This is a genomic window from Rhodococcus sp. NPDC003322, assembly GCF_053589555.1.
The window spans coordinates 327262-354258 of record NZ_JBSFSC010000005.1 but is presented as its reverse complement, the minus strand read 5'-3'; the positions used below and the strand labels follow the sequence as shown (position 1 = coordinate 354258).

General features: G+C 72.2%; 1 protein-coding gene. It reads right to left on the bottom strand.

All coding sequences use genetic code 11. From position 1 onward, the window contains the following. Window positions 1–10: 10 nt before the first annotated feature. Window positions 11–26995, bottom strand: coding sequence for a non-ribosomal peptide synthase/polyketide synthase (locus ACWDUM_RS20880; protein ID WP_450135416.1), 26985 nt, complete (start codon window positions 26993–26995; stop codon window positions 11–13). Window positions 26996–26997: the final 2 nt, after the last annotated feature.

The following is a 26997-nucleotide window of genomic DNA, read 5'->3' as shown; positions in this document are numbered from 1 at the left end:
ACTGGACCCGTCAGTGGCTGGTCAGGTACTCGTCGAGCACCGGGCCGACGACGGCGAGGACCTCGGGTTCGATCATCTGGTTGTGTTCGCAGTCGATCTCGATCTCCCGGATGCCGCCGGTGACGGCGTCGCGCCACTCCGCGGGCGAGTGGTCGTCGTCCGCGGAGCGTGCCGCGCGGAAGAACAGCAGGTCGCCGTCGAAGACGTCGGGGCTGAAGGTGCGCATGATGTGGGCCGAGTCGGTGAACCCGGCACTGATCCGCTGCAGGTGCTCGGCGGTCAAACCGGTGCTCTGCCCGAACGATTCGTCGAGCAGTTCGACGGCGCGTTCGTAGGTGAGGGTGTCGCCGTCGCCGGCGGGTAGGTCGAGACCGAGCCCGTGCAGCAGCTCCCCGACCGTGAGGGTGTCGGGGGTGCCGTCGTCGAGGCCGACGTAGCTGTCCATGATCGCCAGCGTCGCGACCTCTTCCCCGCGCGAGCGCAGTTCGACGGCGACGGCGTGGGCGATGACGCCGCCGAGCGACCAGCCGAGCAGGTGGTACGGCCCGTGCGCCTGCACCGACTGCATCTCCTGCACGTACCGCTGCGCGAGTTCGGTGACGGAGGTGAAGTGCGGGCCCCCGCTGATGACGGGCAGCTGCAGGCCGTACGCGGGCCGGTCACCCGACAGGTGCCGCACCAGACCGGCGTAGCCCCACGACAGCCCGATCCCGGGGTGGATGCAGAACAGCGGCGACCTACTGCCCTGGGTGCGCAGCGGGATCAGCACGCTCAGCGCCTGGTCGACGGGGGCCGCGCCGCCGGGTTCGTCGATGGCCAGGGCGATTCCGCGGGGTGTCGGGTCGAGGAACACCGCCTGCAGCGGCAGCCTCCGGTCGAGGCGGGACGCGATCTCGCCGACCAGGCGGGTCGCGACGATCGAGTTGCCGCCGAGGTCGAAGAAGCTGTCGGCGACCCCGACCCGGTCGACGCCGAGGACCTTCTCGAACACGTCGGTGACGGTGCGTTCGGTCGGGGTGCGCGGCGGCTGGTACAGGTCGGCGCGGGAACCGAACTCGGGAGCGGGCAGAGCCCGGCGGTCAAGTTTGCCGACCGGGGTCATCGGCACGGAATCGAGGACGGTGACCGCGGCGGGCACCATGTGCGCGGGCAGCCGGGCCGCCACGTACGCGCGCAGCTCGCCCGGGTCGGGCCGCATGCCGTCGGCGCCGACGACGTAGGCGGCGAGCAGTGTCGCCCCCGACGGTCCGGTGTAGCCGATGGTCGCGGCGAAGCCGATCGCCGGGTGTCCGGCCAGCACGGCGTCGATCTCGCCGAGTTCGATGCGGAAGCCGCGGACCTTGACCTGGAAGTCGCTGCGGCCGACATACTCCACGGTGGCCGGCCCGTCGGTGGTGGTCCGCCAACGGACGATGTCGCCGGTGCGGTACATCTCGGAGCCGGGCTCGCCGAACGGGTTCGCGACGAAGCGGCCTGCGGTCAGCCCGGGGCGGTGATGGTAGCCGCGGGCCAGGCCCGGTCCCGAGATGTACAGCTCGCCCGGGACGCCGACCGGGACCGGGTGGAGTCGGGTGTCGAGGATCATCTCCTCGAATCCGATCGCGGGCCTGCCGATGTTGACGGCCTCGTCGGCGCTCATCGGGTCGCTGACGCTGGCCTGGATGGTGGTTTCGGTGGGGCCGTAGCCGTTGAACATGCTGCGGCCGCGCGCCCACTTGGCGACCAGCTCGGGCGGGCATGCCTCACCGGCGACGGCGAGCACCTTCAGCTCGTCGAGACCGGTGTCGTCCATCGACGACAGCGCGGTCGGGGTGATGAAGGCGTGGGTGACCCGTTCGCGTCGCAGCAGGTCGGCGAGTTCGGTGCCGCCGTAGATGGTGGGCGGCACGATCACGACGCGGGCGCCGGCGCTGAACGCCATCATCAGCTCGAAGACCGAGGCGTCGAAGCTCGGGGACGCCAGGTGCGAGACCCGCGACTGCGGGCTGACCTTGAAGCGGTCGTACTCCTCGGCGGTGAGGTTCGCGATGCCGCGGTGGGTGATGATCACGCCCTTCGGCAGACCGGTGGACCCGGAGGTGTAGATCAGGTACGCCGGATGCGCCAGGTGCAGGGGCGAGATGCGGTCGGCGTCGGTGATCGGGGCGGCGGACGTGGCCGCCAGCTCCTCCTCCAGGTCGTCGAGGACCAGCCACGGCACCGTGTCCGGGAGAGCATCGCGGCGGTCGGTGACGGTCAGGCCGAGCACCGCCTCGGAGTCCCGGAGCATGTAGTCGATGCGGTCGCTCGGGTAGGTCGGGTCGACGGGGACGAACCCGGCGCCGGCCTTGGCGACCGCCCAGATCGCGGCGATCTCCTCGAGCGACCGGGACATCCCCAGCGCGACAAAGGTTTCCGGTCCGACACCCCGGGCGGTCAGCGCGCGGGCGAGGCGGTTGGACATGTCGTCGAGCTCCCGATAGGTCACCCGGCGATCCCGGAAGGTCAGGGCGACCGACTCGGGGTCGACGGCGGCGGCCGCGGTGAGCAGGTCCGGCCACAGCTGGGGGGCGGCTCCTTCGGGGCCCTGCGCCGGTGCGTATTCGGCGAGTTCGACGGCACCGAGGATGCCGATGTCGCCGACGGCACCGGACGGGTCGGCGGTCACCGCGCGCAGGATCCGCAGGAACCGGTCCGCGAGCGCCCGCACGGTGTCCGCGTCGAACAGGTCGGTGGCGAAATCGAAGGCCCCGCTCATCCCGGCCGGGTTCTGCTCGTCGTCGAAGCGTTCAGCGAGGACGAGTTCGAGGTCCTCCTTCGCGACGCGGGTCGACAGGTCCATCGCCTCGGCCGCCAGGCCGGGCAGCTCCAGGTGCGGGGTCTCGGTGTTCTGGAACTCGAGGGAGACCTGGAACAGCGGCGAGTACGAGGTGGACCGCGGCGGATTCAGCTTCTCGACCAGCAACTCGAACGGCAGATCCGCGTGCGCGAACGCGTCGAGGTCGAATTCCCGGACCCTGCCGAGGAACTCGGTGAACGACTCCGCGGCGTCGATCCGGGTGCGCAGCACCAGGGTGCCGACGAACATGCCGATCATCTCGTCGAGCGCGGCGTCCCCGCGACCGGCGATCGGGGTGCCGATCGCGATGTCGTCGGTGTCGCCGAGGCGGGCCAGCATCAGCGCGTAGGCGGCGTGGACCGCCATGAAGACGGAGGCGCCCTCCCCGCGGGCCAGGTCGGCGACGGCGCGGTGCAGGTCGGCGGGGACGGTGAACTCGACGCGGTCGCCCCGCATCGTCTGCTGCAGGGGTCGGGGCCGGTCGGTGGGCAGGGCGAGGACGTCGGGCAGGCCGGCAAGCGCGTCCCGCCAGAACTGCCACTGCCTGCTGATCAGCGACTGCTCGTCGTCGTCGGAGCCGAGGACGCGGTGCTGCCACAGCGTGAAGTCGGCGTACTGCGCGGGCAGCGGCGTCCACTGCGGGGCCTGCCCCGCGCTGCGGGCCAGGTAGGCGGCCATCACGTCGCGGGCCAGCGTGGCGAGGGAGGCGCCGTCCGCGCTGATGTGGTGGACGACCACGACGAGGGCGTGGTCGTCCGGCGCGAGTGCGTACAGGGCGGCGCGGATCGGGACGCCGGCGCTCACGTCGAAACCGCGCGACGCGAAGTCGGTTATCCGGGAGGGCAATTCGCCAGCCGTGGTCTCGGTCTCCACGAACTCGGTCAACGCGTCCGCGGTGCGGACGATCCGCTGCGTGGGCTCCCCGTCGACGACCGGGAACATCGTGCGCAGCGATTCGTGGCGGTCCAGGACGTCGGCGACCGCGCCGCGCAGCGCGGCGACGTCGAGGTCTCCGGTCAAGCGGACCGCGAGGGGAATGTTGTAGGCCGGCGAGGTGGTGTCGAACTGGTTGAGGAACCACATCCGCTGCTGCGCGAGGGAGATCGGGATCCGCTCCGGCCGCGGTCCGGCGGTCAGTGCGGGGCGGCCCCGGTCGTGCTCCGAGTCGTCGATCCGCGCCGCGAGGGCCCGCACCGTCGGCGCCTCGAACAGCGCCCGCACCCCGACGGTGGTGCCGAGCGCGGCGGCGAGCCGGGCGGTGACCCGCGTTGCGACCAGCGAGTTTCCGCCCACCTCGAAGAAGTCGTCGTCGATGCCGATCCGGTCGAGGCCGAGCACCTCCGCGAACACGTCCGCGACGGTCCGTTCCAGTGCGGTCGTCGGGGCGGTGAACCGGCCGCCGCGGCCGGCGAACCGCGGGCTCGGCAGTGCCGCGCGATCGAGCTTTCCGACCGGGGTCAGGGGGATCTCGTCGAGGATGGTGACGGCCGCGGGCACCATGTGTGTCGGCAGCCGGTGCGCCAGGCCCGCGGTGAGTTCGGCGGGATCGAGGCGATGCCCCGTCGCGGGCAGGACGTAGCTGGCGAGCGCGGTGTCCCCGGACGGTCCGTCAACGGCGACGGTCACGGCGAACCCGACGCCGGGCTGGGCCATGATCGCGGCGTCGATCTCGCCGAGTTCGATGCGGAAGCCGCGGATCTTGACCTGGAAGTCGCTGCGTCCCAGATACTCGACCGTGTATTCGCCGGTTCCGACGGTGCGGGTCCAGCGGACGATGTCGCCGGTCCGGTACATCCGCTCGCCCGGCGCGTACGGGTTGGCGACGAAGCGGCCGGCGGTGAAACCGGGGCGGTTGTGGTAGCCGCGCGCCAACCCGACACCGCAGATGTACAGCTCGCCGGGCGCGCCGACGGGCACCGGCTGCAGGTGGGATCCGAGCACCAGTTCCTGGACGCCGCGGATCGGGCCGCCGAGGCTGATCGGCCGGTCCGGCGTCATCGGCGCGCTGATGTTCGTCATCACCGTCGTCTCGGTCGGTCCGTACGCGTTGTGCAGCAGCCGGCCGGGCGCCCACCGGGTGACGAGGTCCGGCGGGCACGCCTCGCCGCCGAACACCACGTCCTGGAACTCGTCCAGCCCGCCGGGATCGACGGTGGCCAGCGCCGCCGTGGTGACGAAGGCGTGGGTGATGCGTTCGGACTTGATCAGCTGCGCGAGTTCGGTTCCGCCGTAGACGGTCGGCGGTGCCAGCACCATCGTCGCGCCCGCCCCGAACGCCTGCAGGTACTCGAACACCGCGCCGTCGAAGCTGGGTGTGGAGAAGTGCAGCGTCCGGGAACCGGGTGCGGCGGCGAACCGGTCGAGCTGGTCGCGCGCGAAGTTGTCCAGGCCGGTGTGGGTGACGACGACACCCTTGGGGGTGCCGGTCGACCCGGACGTGTACACCAGGTAGGCGGCGTTGGTCAGTTCGATCGGGGCGAGCCGGTCGGCGTCGGTGATGGGCTCGGCGGATTCGGCGGCGCACCGGTCCGCGAAGGCGGGGGCGTCGAGGTACAACCAGGGCACCGAGTCGGGCAGCGTCCCGCGGTGGGCGTTCAGCGCCAGGCCGACGGTGGCACCGGAGTCCGTGAGCATGTGGGTGATGCGCTCCGGCGGATAGTTCGGGTCCACCGGGACGAACGCGGCACCGGTCTTGGCGACCGCCCACATGCACAGCACCGACGACAGCGACCGGGCGACACCCACCGCGACGAACGTCTCCGGTCCGGCGCCGAGCCCGATCAGGACCCGGGCCAACCGGTTCGAGCGTTCGTCGAGCTCGCGGTAGCGGACCTCGTGGCCCTCCGCGCTCAGCGCGACCGCGTCGGGATCGAGTGCCGCTGCGTCGGTGAGGATCTGGGGCAGCGTCCGCAGGGACCGTCCGGCGGGCCCGGCCACCGGCAGCAGTTCGGCCAGTTCGGTGGCGTCGAGGGCGTGGGCCTGTGCGACGCGGGTCTCGGGGCTCGTGGACAGCAGGCGAAGCACGCGGTGCACGCGATCGGCGATGACGGCGATCTCGCCGCGACCGAAGGCGTCCGAGTACTCGTACTTCAGGTGCAGCGACTCCTCGCCCGTCCGGGAGGTCGCCTCCGACGCGACCAGCGCCAGCGGATAGTGCGCGGAGTCGCGGCCGCCGACCGCTGCCACCCGCATCCCCGCGATGTCGGTGTCCTCGCTCAACCCGGCCCGGTCGACGGGATAGGACTCGAACACCGTGAGGGTGTCGAACACCGATCCGGGTCCGGCGGCCTGCTGGATGGCCGGCAGGCCGAGGAGGTGGTGGTCGAGCAGGCTCGCCTGTTCGACCTGGAGCCGGTCGAGGAGCTCGCCGAGGGATTCGTGCGGGTCGAGGGTGACCCGGACCGGGATGGTCGTGATGAACAGGCCCACCATCTCCTCGATGCCGGGGATCTGCGGCGGACGCCCGGAGACGGTGGCACCGAACACCACGTCGTCGCGGCCGGTCAGCGCGCCGAGGACGACACCCCACGCGGCCTGCACGACGGTGTTGACGGTGACGCCGCGGCCGCGGGCCAGCGCGCGCAGGCGGGCGGTGTCCTCGGAGGTCAGCGACACCGCGTACTCGCGGGACCCGGCGGGCGCCGGCTGCCCGGGTGAGATCGGGGCCAGGAGCGTCGGCTCCCCCAGGTCGCCGAGGCGGTCGCGCCACACGTCCGTCGAGGCGGCGCCGTCACGTCCGGCCAGCCAGTGCAGGTAGTCGCGGTACGGCCGCACCCGCGGCAGGTTCGACGCATCGGCGTCGGTGGCGTACAGGGTGAGCAGGTCCCGCAGGATCAGCGGCGTGGACCAGCCGTCGAGCAGGATGTGGTGGTTGGTGAGCACCAGGCGGTACTCCCCCGGTGCGATCGTCACCAGCAGCAACCGAAGCAGCGGCGGGACGGTCATGTCGAAGCCGGCGGTCCGGTCCGCGTCGAGGATCCGGGTGAATTCGGCCTCGGCGACGCCGCGGTCCCATCCGGTCAGATCCGTCTCGGTCCACGGCAGGACCGCGTGGGCGGGCACCACCTGCACGGCGGTGCCGTCCGGATCCGCCGCGAACGCGGCCCGCAGGTTCGGATGCCGGTCCAGCAGTGCCTGGCCGGCGCGGCGCAGCCGGTCGGCGTCGACGACGCCACGCAGGTCCAGCGTCAACTGCACCACGTACGGATCGACGGCGTGCTCGGTGACGCGGGCCTGGAACAGCAGCCCCGACTGCAGCGGACCGAGCGACCAGATCTCGGACAGGTCCGGGTAGCGGGCCTCGAGGCGGTCGATGGCCCGCTGGTCGAGGTCGACGAGGTCCACGTCGGACGGGGTGAGACCCCCGGCAGCCGGGTCGGCGGCGTGCCGGGCGACGGCGGTCAACGCCTCCACCCACAGTTCCGCGAGCAGCGTGACCTCCTCCGCCGACAGCACCCCGGTCGGGAACTCCCAGGTCGCCTGCAGCCGCGACCCGTCGGCACCGGCGAGGGTGACGGCGTTGACGTCGAGGACGGCCGCGACCGGCAGGTCGGGGCTCGGCCGGTCGTCGAGGTCGACGTCGGCGACGGGCACCCAGCCGGCGTCGGTGTCGGTGACCGTGCCTCCGAGGCGGCCGAGATAGTTGAAGGAGACCTGCGGGGTGCGGGCGTCGGTGAGTGCGCTCTTCCCGTCCGCGGGGTACCGCAGCAGCCCGAACCCGATGCCGTGGTCCGGGACCGCCAGCAACTGCTCCTTGACGGCCTTGATCGCGGCTCCGGTGGCCGGACCGGAGTCGAACGCCTCGTCGAGGTCCACCCCCTCCAGGTCGAGCCGCACCGGGTAGATGGTGGTGAACCAGCCGACCGTGCGGGCCAGATCGGCCCGGGCGGCACCGCCCGCTCCGGGCTGGTCGGCACCGCCGACGCCGGTTTCCTCGCGGCCGTGCCCCTCCACGTTGATCAGCGCGTCGGTGTGGAACTCGCCGCGATCGGCCCGCCACCGGGTCAACGCGAGCGCCAGCGCGGTCAGCAGTCCGTCGTTGACGCTGCCGTGGAAGGACTCCGGCACCGCGGTGAGGAGCGCCTCGGTGACATCTGCAGGCACCTCCACCCGCACCCGCTCCACGGTCGCGTTGACATCGACCGTGGGGTCGAGGGCCCGGGTGCCGAGCACCGGATCAGGTCCGGCGAGCACCGAGGTCCAGTACCCGAGCTCGGAGGTGCGGTCGGTGTCGGCGAGCGCGCGCGACCACCTGCGCATCGACGTTCCGACGGGTGCGAGCGCGGGTTCGGTGTCCTGCACGATTCGGGACCACGCGATCGCCAGGTCCGGCACCAGCACCCGCCACGACACCCCGTCGACCGCCAGGTGATGCACCACCAGCAGCAACCGGCCGGACCTGGTGTGGTCCGACCCGCCGACCGGGTCGAACCACACCGCCTGCAGCATGATCCCGGCTTCCGGGTCGAGCCTGCCTGCTGCGTCGGCGAGCTCCGCAGCGGCGATCCGCTCGAAAGCGGCACCGCTCACGGAGTCGACGGGCACCCGGGTCAGAGCCGGCCTCACGGACCCGGGTGCGGCGACCGTCATCGTCGCGGTCGCGCGGTCGAGCCGGGCCCGGAGCATGTCGTGCCGATCCAGCACGGCGCGGAGGGTGCGTTCGAGATGCTCGCGGGTGGCGCCCGCCGGCAGGGTCAGCAGCGCCGACTGCGTGTACCGGCCCAGATCGCCCGCACCGGCCCGGTCGAGCAGCCACCGCACGATCGGGGTGGCCGGGAAGGAGCCGACCCCGCCGCCGGGCAGTTCTTCGAGGACCGGCACTTCCTCGCCGGTGGACTCCTCCGCTATCTCCGCGAGCGCGGCGACGGTCTTGTGCTCGAACACCTGCCGCGGGGTGAGCGTCAGGCCTGCGTCCTTCGCCCGGGCGACCAGTTGGATCGACATGATGCTGTCGCCGCCGAGCGCGAAGAACGAGTCGTCGACGCCCACGGTGCGGGATGAGTCGGCACCGCCGACGGTGTCGAGCCCGAGCACCTCGGCGAACAGCCCGGCGAGTTGTGCCTCGGCCTCGCTCGCCGGGTCCCGGCCCGCACCGGCGAGGGCCCCGAAGTCCGGCTCCGGCAACGCCTTCCGGTCCAGCTTCCCGTTCGCGGTCAACGGCAGCCGGTCCAGGTCGACAAACGCGGCCGGCACCATGTGCGAGGCGAGTTCGGCGGCGAGGTGCTCGCGCAGCCGTCCCCGGTCCACCTCGACGCCGGGCTCGCGGACCAGGTAGCCGACCAGGCGCGTCCGGCCGGCGCCGTCGTCGTGGACGGTGGCGACGGCGGCCGCGACGCCGGGGAAGCCGAGCATCTCGGACTCGATCTCGCCGAGTTCGATGCGGAAGCCGCGGATCTTGACCTGCATGTCCGAGCGACCGAGGTATTCGAGGTGCCCGGTGTGGTCCCAGCGGGCCAGGTCGCCGGTGCGGTACATCCGTGCGCCCGGCGCGCCGGACGGGTCGGCGACGAACCGGGCCGTAGTCAGGTCCGGGCGGCCGAGGTAGCCGCGGGTGACCTGGTCGCCCGCGACGTACATCTCCCCGACCACGCCCGGTGGAACCGGACGCAGGCGGCGGTCCAGAATCGACACCCGCAGACCCGGGATCGCGCGGCCCACCACGCTCGCCGACGACGTCGCGGCCAGTTCCGGAGTCAGCGGCAGCCGGGTGACGTGCACGGTGGTCTCGGTGATCCCGTACATGTTCACCAGTTCGGGTCCTGCAGTGAGATTCCCCGTCGCTTCGCTCGCCCCGCCGTGGCGGGTGTACCAGCGCCCGAGCTGCGCGAAGTCGAGGGCCTCCCCGCCGAAGATCACGTACCGCAGTGCCGCAAGCAGGTCCGCGCCGCCGGCCTCGCGGTCCGCCTCGGCCAGTTGGTAGAACGCGGTCGGGGTCTGGTTCAGGACGGTGACCTGTTCCCGTTCGAGCAGGCGCAGGAACTGCTGCGGGGATCGGGCCGTGTCGTGGTCGACGACGACGAGCCGGCCACCGTGCAGCAGCGGCCCCCACAGTTCCCAGACCGAGAAGTCGAAGGCATAGGAGTGGAACATGGTCCACACGTCCGCCGGTCCGAAGTCGAAGCTGTCGCGGGTGTTCTCGATCAGGGTCAGTACGGAACGGTGCGGGACGAGCACGCCCTTGGGGCGCCCGGTCGAGCCGGAGGTGTAGATGACGTACGCGATCGCGGCCGGGTCGAGTGGCGCGGCGCGGTCGGCGTCGGTGACGGGTGCGGGCGACATCGCGGCCAGCCGGGCCGCGACGTCCGGGGCGTCGAGCAGCACCGTCGGGACATCGCTGTCGGGCAGTCGCGCGACGTCCGCGGACACCGACAGCGTGCACACGGGGTCGGCGTCGGCGAGCATGAACGCCAGCCGGTCGGGTGGGTAGCTGACGTCGAGCGGCAGGTATCCGGCGCCGGACTTGATCACCGCGAGCAGCGCTACGACCAGGTCGGTGGTACGCGGAAGCGCGACCGCGACAAGCCGTTCCGGTCCCGCGCCGCGCTCGGTCAGCAGGCGGGCGAGCCGGTTGGCGCGGGCGTCGAGTTCCGCGTACGTGAGGGTGGTGTCCGCGAAGGTGACCGCGGTCGAATCGGGGTACGTGGCGACCGCGGACGCGAACGCGTCCGCCAGTGTGGTCTGCGGGGCGCGCCGGCCGGGGAGATTCCACTCGGTGTCGATCGCCGCGTGTTCGGCCGCGGTGCACAGGTCGAGGTCGCCGATCGGCCGATCCGGGTGACTGTTGACCGCCGTCAACAAGCGCTCGAAACGGGCGGCGAGGGTCGCGGCGGTGCCGCTGTCGAAGACGTCGGTGGCGTAGGTCAGGGCACCGGTCATCCCCGCCGGGGTGCCGTCGTCGGCGAACGTCTCGGCGAGGGTCAACTGCAGGTCGAACTTCGCCACCGGCAGATCCGGTTCGAGCGCGGTGACCGTCAGGCCGGGCAGCGTGAGGGTCGGCAGTTCGTTGTTCTGGAACTCGATCAGGACCTGGAACAGCGGGGTGTGACTGGTCGACCGGTCCGGGGCGAGGGCGTCGACGAGCACCTCGAAGGGCAGGTCGGTGTGCTCGAACGCGGCCACGTCCCGGGCCCGCACGTCGCCGATCAGATCCCGGAACGACCGTTCCGGCGGGACCGGGCTGCGCAACACCAGTGTCCCGACGAACATGCCGACCATCTCGTCCAGCGCGGCGTCGCCGCGCCCGGCGACCGGGGTGCCGATCGCGAGGTCCTCGGATCCGGTGGTCTTCGCCAGCAGCACCGCGAGCGCCGCGTGCATCGTCATGAACATCGTCGCGCCGCGGGTGCGGGCGAGGGCGGCGAGCGCCCGGTGCGTGTCGGCGTCCACGGTCAGCGGGATCCGCCCGCCGCGCAGGGTGCGCTCGGCGGGACGCGGCCGATCCGTGGGCAGCGCCAGGACCTCCGGGAGGCCGGCGAGCTCGTTCGACCAGAAGTCGAGTTGGGTGGCGTGTCGGGAGGCCGGATCGGCGGGGTCGCCGAGCAGGCCCCGCTGCCACAGTGCGAAGTCCGCGAACTGGACGGCCAGCGGCTCCCGGTCCGGTGCGACCCCCGCCGCGCGCGCGGCGTAGGCGGCCATCACGTCCCGGGCCAGCGGCGCCATCGAGAAGCCGTCCGCGCAGATGTGGTGCACGACGATCGCCAGGACGTGCTCGGTCGGCGACAGCCGGAGCAACGACACCCGGATCGGGACCCCGGCGGTGACGTCGAATCCCGCGCCGACGAATTCCGCGAGGCGGGTGGGCAACTCGGCCTCGGAGACGGTCTCGACCGACAGGCTGGTCGACTCGTCCGCGGTCAGGACCACCTGCTCCGGTTCCCGGTCCGCACCGAGCGGGAACACGGTGCGCAGCGACTCGTGCCTGGTCTGCACGTCACGGAGCGCGGCGGCCAGCGCATCGACGTCGAGGTCGCCGCTCAGGCGCACCGCGAGGGGGATGTTGTAGGCCGGCGACGCGGTGTCGAACTGGTTGAGGAACCACATCCGCTGTTGGGCCGGCGAGAGCGGCAGCCGCGCCGGGCGCGGGCCGGCGACCAGGGGCGGCCGGTCCGGTCCGGTGCCGGTGTCGGCGACCAGCTGTGCGACCTCCCGCACCGTCCGTGCCTCGAACAGGGCGCGCACCCCGACGGTCGCGCCGAGGGTGGCACCGAGCCGGGCGGCGACCCTGGTCGCGATCAGCGAGTTGCCGCCGAGGTCGAAGAAGTCGTCCTCGGCGCCGACCCGCTCCAGGCCGAGGACGTCGGCGTAGACGTCCGCGACGGTCTGTTCGATCGGATTCGACGGCGGAACATACTGTGCCGAAACGAACTCGGGCTCCGGGAGCGCCGAGCGGTCCAGTTTGCCGACCGGGGTCAGCGGGATCTCGTCGAGGAAGGTCACGGACTCGGGGACCATGTGTGCGGGCAGGCGGCCCCGGACGAACTCACGGATCTCGCTCGCCGCCGGTCGCGGCCCGGGGGTCGTCACGTAGGTGGCGAGATGGGTGTCCTCGCCCGTCCTGCGGGCGAGGGTCACCGCGAAGTCGACATCCGGGTGGGCGGCGACGGCGGAGTCGATCTCGCCGAGCTCGATGCGGAAGCCGCGGATCTTGACCTGGAAGTCGGCGCGGCCCAGGTAGTCGAGCTCGAGCGTGGTCGCGCCGGTCGTCGTGCTCGTGTGCTCCGTCCACCGCACCAGATCCCCGGTCCGGTACATCCGCTCCCCGGGCTCGCCGTACGGGTTGGCGACGAACCGGCCCGCGGTGAAGCCGGGACGATCGTGGTAGCCGCGGGCCAGGCCGGGACCGCACAGGTACAGCTCACCGGGTACCCCGAGCGGGACCGGCTGCAGCCGGGTGCCGAGCACCACCTCTGAGACCCCGAGCACGGGCCCCCCGATCCCGACCGGCTCCCCCGCAACCAGCGGCTCGCTCATGTCGGCCATGATCGTCGCCTCGGTCGGCCCGTAACCGTCGAAGAACCGGCGGCTGTCCAACGCGGCCCACTTGGCGGCCAGTTCCGGTGGGCAGGCCTCGCCGCCGACCATCACGGTCGTGAACTCGTCCAGGCCGGTCGGGTCGACGGTCTCCAGGCCGGCGACGTTCACGTACGAGTGGGTGACGTGCTGGCGGGCGATCATGTCGGCGAGTTCGATTCCGCCGTACACGGTCGGCGGGACGATCACCATCGTGGCGCCGGGACCGAAGGCGAGCAGGTAGTCGTAGACCGCGCCGTCGAAACTCGGGGACGCGAAGTGCATGGTGCGGCTGCCGGGAGTCGCGCGCATCCGCTGCTGCAGTTCGTGGGTGAAGTTGTCGAGGCCGCGGTGCGGGACCACCACCCCCTTGGGGGTGCCCGTCGATCCGGACGTGTAGATCACGTAGGAGGCGTGGTCGAGGCGCAGGGGCGCCCGGCGGTCGGCGTCGCTGACCGGTGCCGCGGAGACGGAGGCGAGCAGATCGGCGGCGTCCGGTCCGTCGAGGACCAGCCAGATCACCTGGTCGGGCAGCCGGTCCACGGTCGCCGCGTCCGTGATGCCGAGTACCGCACCGGAATCGGCGAGCATGTGCGCGACCCGCTCGGGTGGGTAGTTCGGATCGGCCGGCATGAACGCGGCCCCGGACTTGGCGATCGCCCACATCGCGGTCACCGACTCCACCGAGCGGGCCAGGCACAGCGCGACGGAGGTGTCGGGTCCGGCGCCGCGGGCGATCAGCAGCCGCGCCAACCGGTTCGACGTCTCGTCGAGCTCCCGGTAGGTGACCGAGCGGTCGCCGGTCGCGGGATCGGCCGGCGGCGCGATGAGCGCGACCGCGTCCGGGTCCTGCGCGGCCGCGTCCGAGAGGATCTGCGGGAGTGTTCGCCGGTGATCGGCCGGGAGGCCCCGGGCGGGGACCAGGTCGGTGTGCTCCCGGTCGGCGAGCAGACGCAGCCGGGACAGCGGCAGATCCGGGGTCTCGGCGAGGGCGGTCAGCACGAGGGCCATGCGGTGCCCGAACCGTTCGACCTGCTCCCGGTCGAACAGTTCCGGGAAGTACTCCAGCTTCAGAGTGAGGGTGTCGTCGTCGGTGACGACCAACGCCAGCGGGTAGTGCGCGGTGTTCGCGTTGTCGTGGACGCCGGTGACGTGCATCCCCGCGATGTCGGTGTCCGCGGTCAGCGCGTCCCGGTCGATCGGATAGGACTCGAACACGGTCAGGGTGTCGAACACGGCGCCGGCGCCGGCGCCGGCCTGGATGTCGGAGAGGCCGACGTGTTGGTGGTCGAGCAGCGTCGCCTGCTCAGACTGCAACCGGACGAGGAGGTCGAGAAGCGTCTCGTGCGGGTCCAGGGTCACCCGCACCGGCAGCGTGTTGATGAACAGCCCGACCATCGTCTCGATGCCCGGCACCTGCGGGGGACGTCCGGCCACGGTGCCACCGAACGTCACGTCGTCGCGACCGGTCAACTCCCCCAACAGGATTCCCCATGCCGCGCGGATCATGGTGGAAATGGTGGTGCCGCGGCCACGGGCCAGTGTCCGCAACGCGTCCGCGATGTCGGTGTCGAGGGCGACCCGCACCTCGTGCGAGGTCGGCCCGGTCGGTCGACCGTGACCGAGCAGGGTGGCGTCCGTCGCCCCGGCCAGTGCCCGCTGCCATTCGTGCAATGACTCCTCGACCGGGCGCCGCGCCATCCAGCCGAGGTAGTCGCGGTACGGCCGCACCGGCGGCAGGATGTCGTCCTCGCCGTCGGTCGCGTACAGGGTCAGCAGATCCCGCAGGACCAGGGGCATCGACCAGCCGTCGAGCAGGATGTGGTGATTCGTCAGCACGATGCGCTGTTCGTCCGGCCCGGTGCGGATCGCCGTCATCCGCAGCAACGGCGCGGTGTCCATCTCGAATCCGCGGGCCCGATCCTCCGCCATCAGCCGGTCCAGGGCCCGGCCGCGGTCCGCGGCGGGCAGTCCGGTGAGGTCGACTTCGGTCCAGGGCAGCTCGACGTGGCGGTGCACGATCTGCAGCGCGCGGCCGGTGTCGTCGGCGGCGAACGCGGTGCGCAGATTCGGGTGGCGGTCGAGCAGCGCCTGGCCCGCACGCCGCATCCGCACCGGGTCGGCGCCGCGCACCTCGAGCGTCAACTGCACCGTGTACGAGTCGACGGGCTTGTCCCCCTCCATGTCGGGGGTGCCGGCCGCCTCGGCGTGGTACAGCAGGCCGGACTGCAACGGCGACAGGGACCAGATGTCCTGCAGGTCGGGGTATCGCGACTCGAGTCCGTCGATCGCCGTCTGGCTCAGGTCCACCAGATCGAGGTCGGACGGGGTCAGCCCGCCCGCGCCGGGCGCGTCCACGTGGGCGGCGAGCGCGGTCAGCGCCGAGGTCCACAGGCCGGCGATCTCCCGGACGTCCGCGGCGTCCAGGACACCCGACGCGTACGCCCACGTGGCCCGCAGCACCGGCCGGCCGTCGACCTGTGTGGTGACCGCGTTGATGTCGAGCGCCGACGCGACCGGCAGGTCGTGGTCCTGGGCTCGCTCCATGTCCACGTCCGCGGTGGGGGTCCAGCCCGTCTCCGCGCCCTCGTCGGTGAGGTCGGTCGCGAACCGGCCCAGGTAGTTGAACGCGACCTGCGGTGCCGGCAGCCCGGCCAGTTCCGCGCCGCCCTCCGGGTCGAGGTACCGCAGCAACCCGTAGCCGATGCCGTTGTCGGGGACCGCGAGCAGCTGCTCCTTGACGGCCTTGATCGCGGCACCGGTCGCGGCGCCGCCGGTGAACGCGGCGTCGAGGTCGATCTCGGGCAGGCGCAGTCGCAGCGGGTGGATCGTGGTGAACCAGCCGACCGTCCGCGACAGATCCGCGCGACTCTCGTGGGCGTCCTGTACTCCTCGGGCATCCGGTGCCGTGACGATCTGGTCCTCGCGACCGTGCCCCTCGAGCGCGACCAGGGTGCCGCCGTCGACGGTGCGGCCGTGGCCGCGGTGCCACCGGGTCAGGGCCATGGCGAGTGCGGTGAGCAGTCCGTCGGTGACGCCGCCCCGGTACGTCTCGGGGACGGCGGTCAGGATCGCGGCGCTGACGTCGGCGGGCAGTTCGACGGTCAGTCGCGCCACGGTGGACTCGACGTCGACGTCGGGGTCCAGCGGCCGTGACCCGAGCAGCGGGTCCGGGCCGGTGGACATCCCGCGCCACATCGCGAGCTCGTCGCGGCGTTCGGCGGCGGCGTCGACGAGGGCATGGGCCCACCGGCGCATCGAGGTGCCGACCGGGGGCAGCGTCGCCGTCTGCCCCGCCGCGACGTGCGCCCAGGCGATCGCCAGGTCCGGGACCAGCACCCGCCAGGAGACACCGTCGACCGCCAGGTGGTGGACCACGACCAGCAACCGGCCGTCCCCGGTCGTGGAGTCGAGCCAAACCACCTGCAGCATGATGCCGCCGAGCGGGTCGAGGCGGTCCTGCGCCGCGTCGAGTGCGTCGAGCGCCTCGGACGCGTACTCCGGCGTGCCCGGCGCCGCCTGGACCGCGACCCGCCGGACACACCCGGCGGCGTCGACGGCGCCGACGGGCCGAACCTCCATCACCGCACCACCAGTGGCGGCGGTGGTGCCGCCCGATGTTGCGGCGCCGTCGATCCGCAGCCGCGCCCGAAGCATGTCGTGCCGGTCGAGGACCGCTTGCACGGTCGCCACCAGCGGCGCGAGCGAGGTCAAATCGTGCGGCGCGCGAAGCAGCGTGGCCTGCGACATCCGGTCGAAGCGCCGTTCCGCACCGGCCTCCCCGACGCGGGCGCGCTCGAGCAGCCAGCGCACGATCGGGGTCGCCGGCATGTCGCCGACCCCTCCGCCGGGCAGTTCCTCGAGGACCTGCGGACCGGTGTCCCCGGCCTGGGCGACAGCCGCGAGCGCGGCCACGGTCCGGTGCTCGAACACCTGCCGCGGGGACAGGTGGACGCCGGACTCCTTGGCCCGCGCCACCAGCTGGATCGACATGATGCTGTCGCCGCCGAGCGCGAAGAACGAGTCGTCGACCCCGACCTCCCCGACACCAAGCACCTCGGCGTACAGCTCGGCGAGGACCGTCTCGGTGTGCCCGGTGGGGGCGCGCCGGGTACCGGCGCGCGGGGTGAAGTCCGGTTCGGGCAGTCCCTTGCGGTCGAGCTTGCCGACCGGGGTGACGGGCAGGTCGTCGAGCACCACCAGCGCGGCGGGCACCATGTGGGGCGCGAGCAGCGTGTTGGCGAACGCGAGGACGTCGGCGCTGTCGACGGTGGCACCGACGTGGGGCACCACGTAACCGACCAGCCGGGCTCGGCCGGCACTGTCCTGGTGCGTGGTGACGACGGCCCGGGCCACCGCGTCGTGGCGCATCAGCGCGGACTCGATCTCGCCGAGCTCGATCCGGAAGCCGCGGATCTTGACCTGGAAGTCGCTGCGCCCCAGGTACTCCAGCTCCACCCCCGCGACGCCCCCCGGCGCTCCGCTCGTCAGGGTGCCATCCCCCGTCGCTGCGCTCGTCCGCGTGCCATCCCCCGTCGCTGCGCTCGTCCGTGTGCCATCCCCCGTCGCTGCGCTCGTCCGTGTGCCATCCCCCGTCGCTGCGCTCGTCAGGGTCCAGCGCACGAGGTCGCCGGTGCGGTACATGCGGCCGCCGGTGAACGGGTCGGCGACGAACCGTTCCGCGGTGGTGCCGGGACGGTTCCGGTAACCACGCGTCACGGACGGCCCGGTCACGTACAGCTCGCCGGTGACCCCGACCGGGACCGGGTGGAGGCGGTCGTCGAGGACGACGGCCGCGCTGCCCAGCGGGGGTCGCCCGATCGTGACCGGCCGCTCCGCGTCCATCGGCCCGGACACCGCGGCGACGACGGTCGTCTCGGTGGGACCGTAGGCGTTGTACATCGACCGGCCCGGTCGCGCCCACTGGCGGACCAGCTCCGGTGGGCAGGTGTCGCCGCCGGTGACCACGCACCGCAGATCGGGCAGCGCGTCCGCGTCGACGGAGGCGAGCGCTGCCGGGGTGACGAACCCGTGCGTGACCCGCTGCCGCCGCAGCAGCTCGGTCAGTTCGTCACCACCGAGCATCCCGGCCGGCGCGATCACCATGGTCGCGCCGGCGCCGACGGCGAAGAACAGTTCCAGGATCGACGCGTCGAAACTCGGCGAGGAGAAGTGCAGGGTCCGCGACGCGGCGGTGACCCCGTAGCGCGCCCGCACGTCCTCGGCGAAGCAGGCCAGTCCGCGGTGAGTGACGATGACTCCCTTGGGGACACCGGTGGATCCCGACGTGTAGATCAGGTAGGCGCAGTGGTCGAGGAGCAGCGGCCCGGTGCGATCGGTGTCGGTCACCGCGTCCCCCGGCAGTGCGGCGATCGACGCCTCCGTGTCGGGGGCGTCGAGGACGACGGGGGTGACGCCGTCGGGCACGATGTGCCGGTGTTCGGCGAGGGTGACGGTCCACGCGGCGCCGGAGTCCTCGAGCATGTGCAGGATCCGGTCCTGCGGGTAGTGCGGATCGACGGGCACGAACGCGGCACCGGTCTTCGCGACCGCCCACACGGTGAGGACGGAGCGCAGTGAGCGCGGTACCGCCACCGCGACCACCGTCTCGGGCCCGGCGCCGAGGCCGATCAGCCTGCGGGCCAAGCGGTTCGACGACTCGTCGAGGTCGCGGTAGGTCAGTGCGTCGGGACCGTCGACGACGGCGGTGCCGTCCGGGTTGCCCGCCGCGGCCGCGGTGAGCAGCTCGGGCAGGGTGCGCAGCGGCACGGTACCGGGTCCCCACACCGGGGCGAGGGCGTGGGCGGTGTCGGAATCGAGGACGGCGACATCGCCGACGGGCGTGTCGGGATCGGCGGTCACCGCGTCGAGGATGCGCACCAGCCGCCGCCCGAACTCGTCGATGGTCGCGGGGTCGAAAAGGTCGGCGGCGTAGGTGAACCCGGCGTCGATGCCGGCTGGGGAGCCGTCGCCGTGGAACCGTTCCGTGCAGGTCAGCTGCAGGTCGAAGTTCGCGGTCGCGACGCCGAGGTCCAGTGCCGAGACGGTCAGGCCGGGCAGCTCGAGACGCGGCCGTTCGTTGTTGCGGAACTCGAACATCACCTGGAACAGCGGCGAGTGAGCGGTGCTGCGTTCCGGGGCGAGGGCCTCGACCAGCCGCTCGAACGGCAGATCCGACTGGTGGAACGCCTCCAGGTCGCGGTCGCGGACGGCGGCGAGCAGATCGGTGAACGAGCGCTCCGCGGGTACCTCGGTGCGCAGCACCAGGGTGTTGACGAACATTCCGACCATGTCGTCGAGTTCGGGTTCGCCGCGCCCCGCGATCGGGGTGCCGACCGCGATGTCGTCGGTCCCGGACGACCGGGCCAGCAACACCGCCAGGACGGCGTGCATCGCCATGAACACGGTGGTGCCGCGGTCCCGGGCGATCGCGATCAACCGCCGATGCAGGTCCGCGTCGATGTCGAAGGTCGACGCGGCACCGCGCAGGGACTGGGTCGCAGGCCGGGGCCGGTCGGTCGGTAGCGGCAACAGGTCCGGCAACTCGTCGAGCGTGGTGGTCCAGTGGTCGAGTTGCCGCGCCATCAGCGACTCCGGGTCGGCGGGGTCGCCGAGGACCCGCTGCTGCCACGACGCGAAATCGGCGTACTGCACCGGCAGCGGGGCCCACTGTGGGACCTGCCCGGTGGTGCGGGCGCCGTACGCGCCCATCACGTCCCGGGCCAGCGGCGCCATCGAGAAGCCGTCGGCGCAGATGTGGTGCACCACGATCACGAGCACGTGCCGGTCGCCGGCGACGCGCAGCAACCGGGCCCGCAGCGGCGCGGCGGTGGTGACGTCGAACCCGGTGTCGGTCAGAGCGGCGATCTGCTCCGGCAGTTCGGATTCGCTGATCGGGACCGGGGTCAGGTCCGGGGCCACCGCGGCGGTGGGCAGGATGTCCTGGGTCGGCTCGGCGCCGACCAGCGGGAACCTGGTGCGCAGGGACTCGTGCCGATCGAGCACGTCCGCCACCGCCGTCTGCAGGGCGGGGACGTCGAGGCTGCCGTCCAGACGGATCGCCATGGCGATGTTGTAGGCCGGGGACGTGGTGTCGAACTGGTTGACGAACCACATCCGCTTCTGCGCCAGCGCGACGGGAATCGGATCGGGGCGCGCCTCCGGTCGCAGCGGCGGCCGGTCCGCGGCGGCCGCGGTCGCAGACTCGACGCGCAGTGCCAGGGTGGCCACCGTCGGCGCGTCGAACACCTCGCGGACGCCGACATGGGCGCCGAGCGCCCCGTTGGCGCGGGCCACCAGCCGAGCCGCGATGAGCGAGTTGCCGCCGAGGTCGAAGAAGTTGTCGTGCACGCCGACGCGGGGCACCGCGAGCAGGTCGGAGACGATCGAGCAGAGAATCTCCTCCACCGGGTTGCGGGGTGCGACGAACTCCGCCGACGCGACCAGGAACTCGGGCTCGGGCAGCGCCCGGCGATCGAGCTTGCCGGACGGGCCGAGCGGGAACTCGTCGAGGACCAGGATCTGCGCCGGCACCATGTACGCGGCCAGTTCGGTGGCCGCGTGCGTCCGGACCGCGGCCGGGTCCACCGCGGCGCCCGGTGCACCGATCACGTACCCGACCAGCGAATCCCCGGTGATGTCGTCGTGATGGGTGACGACCACGGCCTGTGCGACGCCCGGAGCCGCCAGCAGCGCGGCCTCGACCTCGCCGAGCTCGATCCGCTGCCCACGCAACTTGACCTGGAAGTCGCTGCGGCCCACGTACTCCAGTGCCCCGATGCTCGGCCGGCCCGGCGCCCGGCTCGGGTGTTCGAGCCAGCGCACCACGTCACCGGTGCGGTACATCCGGCTGCCGGGTTCGCCGCTGAACGGGTCCGCGACGAACCGGTCCGCGGTCAGATCGGGGCGCCCGACGTAGCCGCGCGCGATCTGCGCGCCCGCGAGGTACAACTCGCCCCGCACGCCCACCGGAACCGGGTGCAGGCGCGAATCCAGCACGTACAGGCGGGTGTTCCACACCGGGGCACCGATCGGCACCGTGTGGACGTCGGCGTCGGAGGTCTCCCAGGCGGTCACGTCCACCGCGGCCTCCGTCGGGCCATAGAGGTTGTGCAGCGCGGCGGTGCAGAAGCGGCGGAACGTCTCCGCGGTGGACGGGGGCAGCGCCTCGCCGCTGCAGAACACCCGGCGCAACCCCGTGCAGTCGTCGGGGCGGGCGGCGGACAGGAAAGTCGCGAGCATCGACGGCACGAAGTGGACGGTGGTCACGTGCTCGGCGGCGATGACGCGGGACAGGTAGTCCGGATCGCGGTGGCCGTCCGGGGCGGCGAGGACCAGCCGCGCCCCGGTCTGCAACGGCCAGAACAGTTCCCACACCGACACGTCGAACGTGGCCGGGGTCTTCTGCAGCACCACGTCGGTGCCGTCGAGCGGATAGGTGTCCTGCATCCACCGCAGTCGGTTGACGATGGCGCGGTGGGTGACCGCCACACCCTTCGGGGTGCCGGTCGACCCGGAGGTGTAGATGACGTACGCGGTCGAATCGGGATGCGGCAGCGGCAGCGGGGCGCCGCCGGAGCCGGACAGGTCGACCACGTCGAGGTCCAGTAGGTCGATGTCCTCGGGCAGCAGTGCCCGGTGCACCCCGGAGCTGAGCACGCACACCGGGGCCGCACTGTCGAGGACGTGCCGGACCCGGGCCGGTGGATGATCCGGGTCCAGCGGCACGTAGGCGGCACCGGCCCGGATCACCGCGTAGATGGCGACCAGCAGTTCCGGGGACCGGCGCAGCGCCACCGCCACCCGAGACTCCGGGCCGACTCCGCGGGCGATCAGGATCCGTGCGAGGGCGTCGACCCGTTCCGCGAACTCGCCGTACGTCCAGGTCCGGTCGCCGGACACGAGCGCGACCGCGTCGGGGGTGCGGGCCACCTGCTCACGGAACAGTCCGGTGAGCGTGGCGTCGCCGTCGAGCGGGACGAAGGTCTCGTTCCAGTCCTGCACGACGCGCCGGCGCTCGTCCTCCCCGACGATGGCCAGATCACCGACCAGGGCCGCCGGATCGGCCGTGACCTCGTCGAGCACGCGGACGAAACGATCGATCATCGCCGACATCGTGGCGTGGTCGAAAAGGTCTCTGGCGTAGGCGAACTGGGTTTCCAACGGGCCGGGGTCGCCGGCCTTGTCGGTGTGTTCGGTGGCGATCACCTGCAGGTCGAACTTCGCGGTTCCGGTGTCGACGTCCCGGACGTCCGCGGTGACGCCGGGCAGTTCGAGATGGGCGTCGACCGCACCCTGGAGCACCAGCATCACCTGGAACAGCGGGGAGTGCGCGGTCGTCCGGGTCGGGTGCATGGCGTCGACGAGCACCTCGAACGGCAGGTCGGTACGGCTCATCGCCGCGAGGTCGTCGCCCCGGACCCGGTCGAGCAGGGTGGCGAACGGTTCGCCGGGATCGATCCGGGTCCGCAGCACCAGGGTGCCGACGAACATGCCGACGAGGTCGTCGAGGCCGGCCTCGCCGCGACCAGACACCGGGGATCCGATCGAGATGTCCGATTCGCCGCTCGACCGGGCCAGCAGCACCGCCAGTGCCGCGTGCAGCACCATGAACAGGCTGGTGCCGTGAGCGTGGGCGAGATCGAGCAGTCGCCGGTGCAGATCGGGCTCGAGGGTCACGTCGACGGTGCCGCCGCGCATCGACGCCCGCGCCGGTCGCGGCCGGTCGGCGGGCAGTGCCAGCACCTCGGGCGCGCCGTCGAGGGCCGTCGTCCAGTACTGCAGCTGCCGGGACATCAGGCTGTCCGGGTCGTCCGCGGACCCGAGGAGGTCGCGTTGCCACAGCGCGTAGTCCGAGTACTGCACGGTCAGCGGCGCCCAGGCGGGGGGTGCACCCGCGACCCGGGCGGCGTAGGCGGTCAGCAGGTCACGGGCCAGCGGGCCCATCGACAGCCCGTCCGCGGCGATGTGGTGCACCACCAGCACCAGGACGTGGGTGGTGGGCTCGATGCGCAGCAGGGTGGCGCGCAGCGCGGTGCTCGCGGTGACGTCGAAGCCCTCCGTCGCCAGTGCCCGCACCCGCGGCCGCAACTGGTCGACGGGGACATCCACCGGGGTCAGGTCGAGTGCCGACTCGGCGGCCGGGAGCACCCGCTGCACGGGTCCGGTGGGAGTGTTCGGGAACACGGTGCGCAGCGTCTCGTGCCGCGCGATCACGTCGCTGAGCGCGGCGGCCAGTGCGTCCACGTCGAGATCCCCGGACAGCCGCACCGCGATCGGGATGTTGTAGACCGCCGAGGTGGTGTCGAGCTGGTTGACCACCCACATGCGCTGCTGGGCCATCGACACCGGAACCGGACCACCGAAGGAACGAACCGTCAGCGGCGGGCGGGACGGGACCGGGACGGCCGCGCCGGCGCCGGCCGCGAGTGCAGAGGCGGCCTCGTCGGCACGGTCGGCGAGCATCGCGACGGTCGGCGCCTCGAACAGGTCGAGCACGCCGAGGGACGTGCCGAGGGCGGCGTTGGTCCGTGCGATCACCCGCGTCGCAATCAGGGAGTCGCCGCCGAGATCGAAGAAGCTGTCGTCGGCACCGACGCGGGGGTTTGTCAGGACGTCGGCGAACACCGCCGCGATCCGGGCCTCCGTGTCGGTGCCCGGTTCCCGGTACTCGGTTGCGGACGCGTCGAACCGCGGCTGCGGCAGCGCCTTCCGGTCCACCTTGCCCGCCGGGGTCAGCGGCACCCGGTCGAGGACGACGATTGTCGCCGGCACCATGTGCGCCGGCAACGACTCGGCGGCCCTGGCCAGCAGTTCCGGTTCGCGGACGGTGGCCCCGTCGACGGGCAGGACGTAGCCGACCAGGGCGACATCCCCGGACGACCGGACGTACCCGGTGGTGACCGCGAACGCGACCGACGGATCGGCGCGCAGCACCGAGTCGATCTCGCCGAGCTCGATCCGGAAGCCGCGGATCTTGATCTGGAAGTCGCTGCGGCCCAGGTACTCCAGCTCCCCCGCGTCGGTCCACCGGACCAGGTCGCCGGTCCGGTACATCCGGCCCCCCGTGAACGGGTCGGCAACGAACCGTTCGGCGGTCACCCCGGGCCTGTTCCGGTAGCCCCGTGCCAGGCTGGGGCCGGTGACGTACAGCTCGCCGATCGCGCCCACCGGGACCGGGCGCAGGCGGTCGTCCAGGACCATCGAGCCGCTGCCCCTGGACGGGCCGCCGATGGTCACCGGGAGCCGCGGATCCAGCGGTGCACTGATCCCGGCGACGACGGTGGACTCGGTGGGGCCGTACGCGTTGAACATTCGGCGCCCGGTGTCGTCCTCCGGGGCGGTGCCGACCCACTGCCGGACGAGTTCCGGCGGGCACACGTCGCCGCCGGTGATCACGCAGGTGAGGTCGTCGAGCCCCGCCGGGTCGACGGACGCCAGCGCGGCCGGGGTGACGAACGCGTGCGTGACCCGCTGCCGCCGCAACAGGTCGGCCAGTTCGGTGCCGCCGAAGATCCCGGGCGGCGCGATCACCATTGTCGCCCCGACGTCGACGGCAAGCAGCAGTTCCAGGATCGACGCGTCGAAGCTGGGCGACGAGAAGTGCAGGGTGCGGGCACGGGGCGTGACCCCGAAGCGTTCCCGCATCTCCGCGGCGAAGTTCGCCAGACCGCGGTGGCCGACCACAACGCCCTTCGGCACCCCGGTCGAACCGGACGTGTAGATCAGGTAGGCGGCGTCGTCGAGGTGCGGCTCGTGGAGCGGGACGTACCCGGTGCCCGACACCAGGTCGAATTCGTCGACGGCGAGCCACTCGACGAGGTCCGGGACCTGGTGCCGATGGGCCCGCGTGGTGAGGCCGAAGGCCGCGCCGGAGTCGGTCAGCATGTGTTCGATGCGGTCCGCCGGATAGTTCGGATCGACAGGGACGAACGCGGCGCCCGTCTTCGCGACCGCCCACACCGCCGTCACCGATTCGATCGATCGCGCAATCGACAGGGCCACAACGGAGTCCGGCCCGATACCGCGCGCGGCGAGCAGCGCGGCGAGGAGGCCGGACCGCGAGTCGAGCTCCCGGTACGTCAGGGTGCGGTCGCCGTCGACGACGGCATCCGTGTCCGGTCCCGCGGTGACCGCGTCCGCGAGGATGCGGTCCAGAGTGCGGGGCGGCACCGGCGGCGGCCCCCACACCGGGGTCAGGGCCTGCGTCTCCGTCGGCGACATCACCGGCACGTCCCCGCAAGCCAGGTCCGGGCGGTCGAGGATTGCGGTCAGCACCTGTTCGAGGCGGGCGACCAGGACGGCGACGGCCTCCGGACCGAACACGTCGTTGGCGTGGTCCACGACCAGCGCGGGCGACCGGCCGGATCCGGCGTCGGGGAACAGCAGGACGAGGTCGGCGCCGCCCGGATGGGAGTCGGGATCGATGCCCGGCGCGGAGATCGCGACGGGGAGGAAGGGAATCGTCAGGGATTCGGCGAGGCGGGCCAGCGGCGTTCGGGAATGGGCGGCGGCGCGGCGCTCGCGGTCGAACACGGCGCGGGCGAGGTCGGAGAACGGTGTGGCGGGGTCGAGCGCGGTGCGGATCGGGAAGAGGGCGTCCGGGGGCTTGTCCGCGGCATGCGCGACGGCCGTGGCGATCGCGAAGTCGTCGGCGCCGGTGAGGCGGCCGATCAGCACCGCGACCGCGCCGTGCAGCAGCGCCGCATCGTCCACCCCGAGGCCGGTGGCGACCGGGTGGACCCTCGCCCACAGGTCGCGATCCAGCTCGAATTCGGTTGTGGTGTAACCGGGTTGGCGGCGTTCGTGACGAGCGCCGGGCAGGCTGGGTTCGGCGGGGAGGCCGGCCAGTTCGGCGCGCCAGAAGTCGAGCGCGGCGGACGCGCGCAGGTTCTCCTCGCCGAGAGCGGCGGACTCGCCGTGCACTTCGGCGACGGGGGTGTCCTGCCCGGCGGCGAGGAACTCCTCCGCCAGGGCGAGGAACCGGTCGTGGTGATCGCGGAGCTCGTCGGCCCCGTATCGGTTCGGGTTGCCGCGGAAGTCGACGAGAGTACGGGCGGGAGACCCACTCTGGTAGATGTTCACCAGCAGGTCCTGCACGGGCCCGGAGGTGACGATGTGGTACTCCCCCACCACCGAACCCAGCGTGATCTCCTGCCGGAACAGCATCACGTTGACCATCGGCCCCGACAACCCCTGACGGGCGCCGGTCAGTCCGGCGTCACGGCGGATGTCCTCGATGCTGCACCGCTGGTGACGCAGTGCGCCCATCAGTTCCAGCTGCACCCGCTGGACGAGCGAGCCGACGGTGTCGTCCGCGGCAACGGTGATGTTCAGCGGCGCAACGTTGACGAGCATGCCACCCGACCGCTGCAGCGGCGCGGTGGTGCGCGCGGACACCGGCAGGTTGACGAGCACGTCGTGCCGACCGGTCATCCTGGACAGGTAGCAGGCGAACGCCGCGATGAGCACCGCCGCGGACGTCCCGCCGAACAGGTCGTCGGACGATCCGAGCCGCGCGAGGGCGGCGGGCGTCAGGGCGGCGCTCTCGAGCCGGCTGCGGGCGGAAACCGGGCCCTCACGCTGGGCGAGGGTGGACCCCGATTCGATACCCCTGATGTGTTCGGCCCAGTACTCACGGTCGGCCGTGAAGCGGCTCGACTCACGGTACTTGAGGTCCAGGTCGTACACCTTGCGTAGGTCCAACGCCCGACTCGGGTCGGGTTCGACGCCCTTCGCGGCCGCGGTGTACAGCGCCGCGATCCGGTTGACCATCGTCATGCCGCTGTAGCCGTCCAGTGCGACATGATGAATTCTGGTGTACCACAGGTAATCTCGATCGCCTACCTGGAGAATCGTCATCTCCACCAGGCGATCTCGGGTGAGTCGGATCGGCGTCACGTAGTCGGTGTCGATCCAGGCGTGCGCCGCCGCCATCGGATCCCGTTCGCCACGGAAGTCGAAGAAGCCGACACTCGAGTCGATCGACGGGTCCACGATCTGGCGGGGTTCGCCGTCGATCTCGACGAGGGTCAGGAACGGCGACTGGAACTCGTGCGCGGCCGTGACGGCGGCCTCCCGCAGCAGCGGGATGTCGATTTCGCCGTGCAGCTCGACGTACTGCGCGATGAACGTCGGCACGGTCGGGTTGAGCTGCTGCGAGAACCACATCG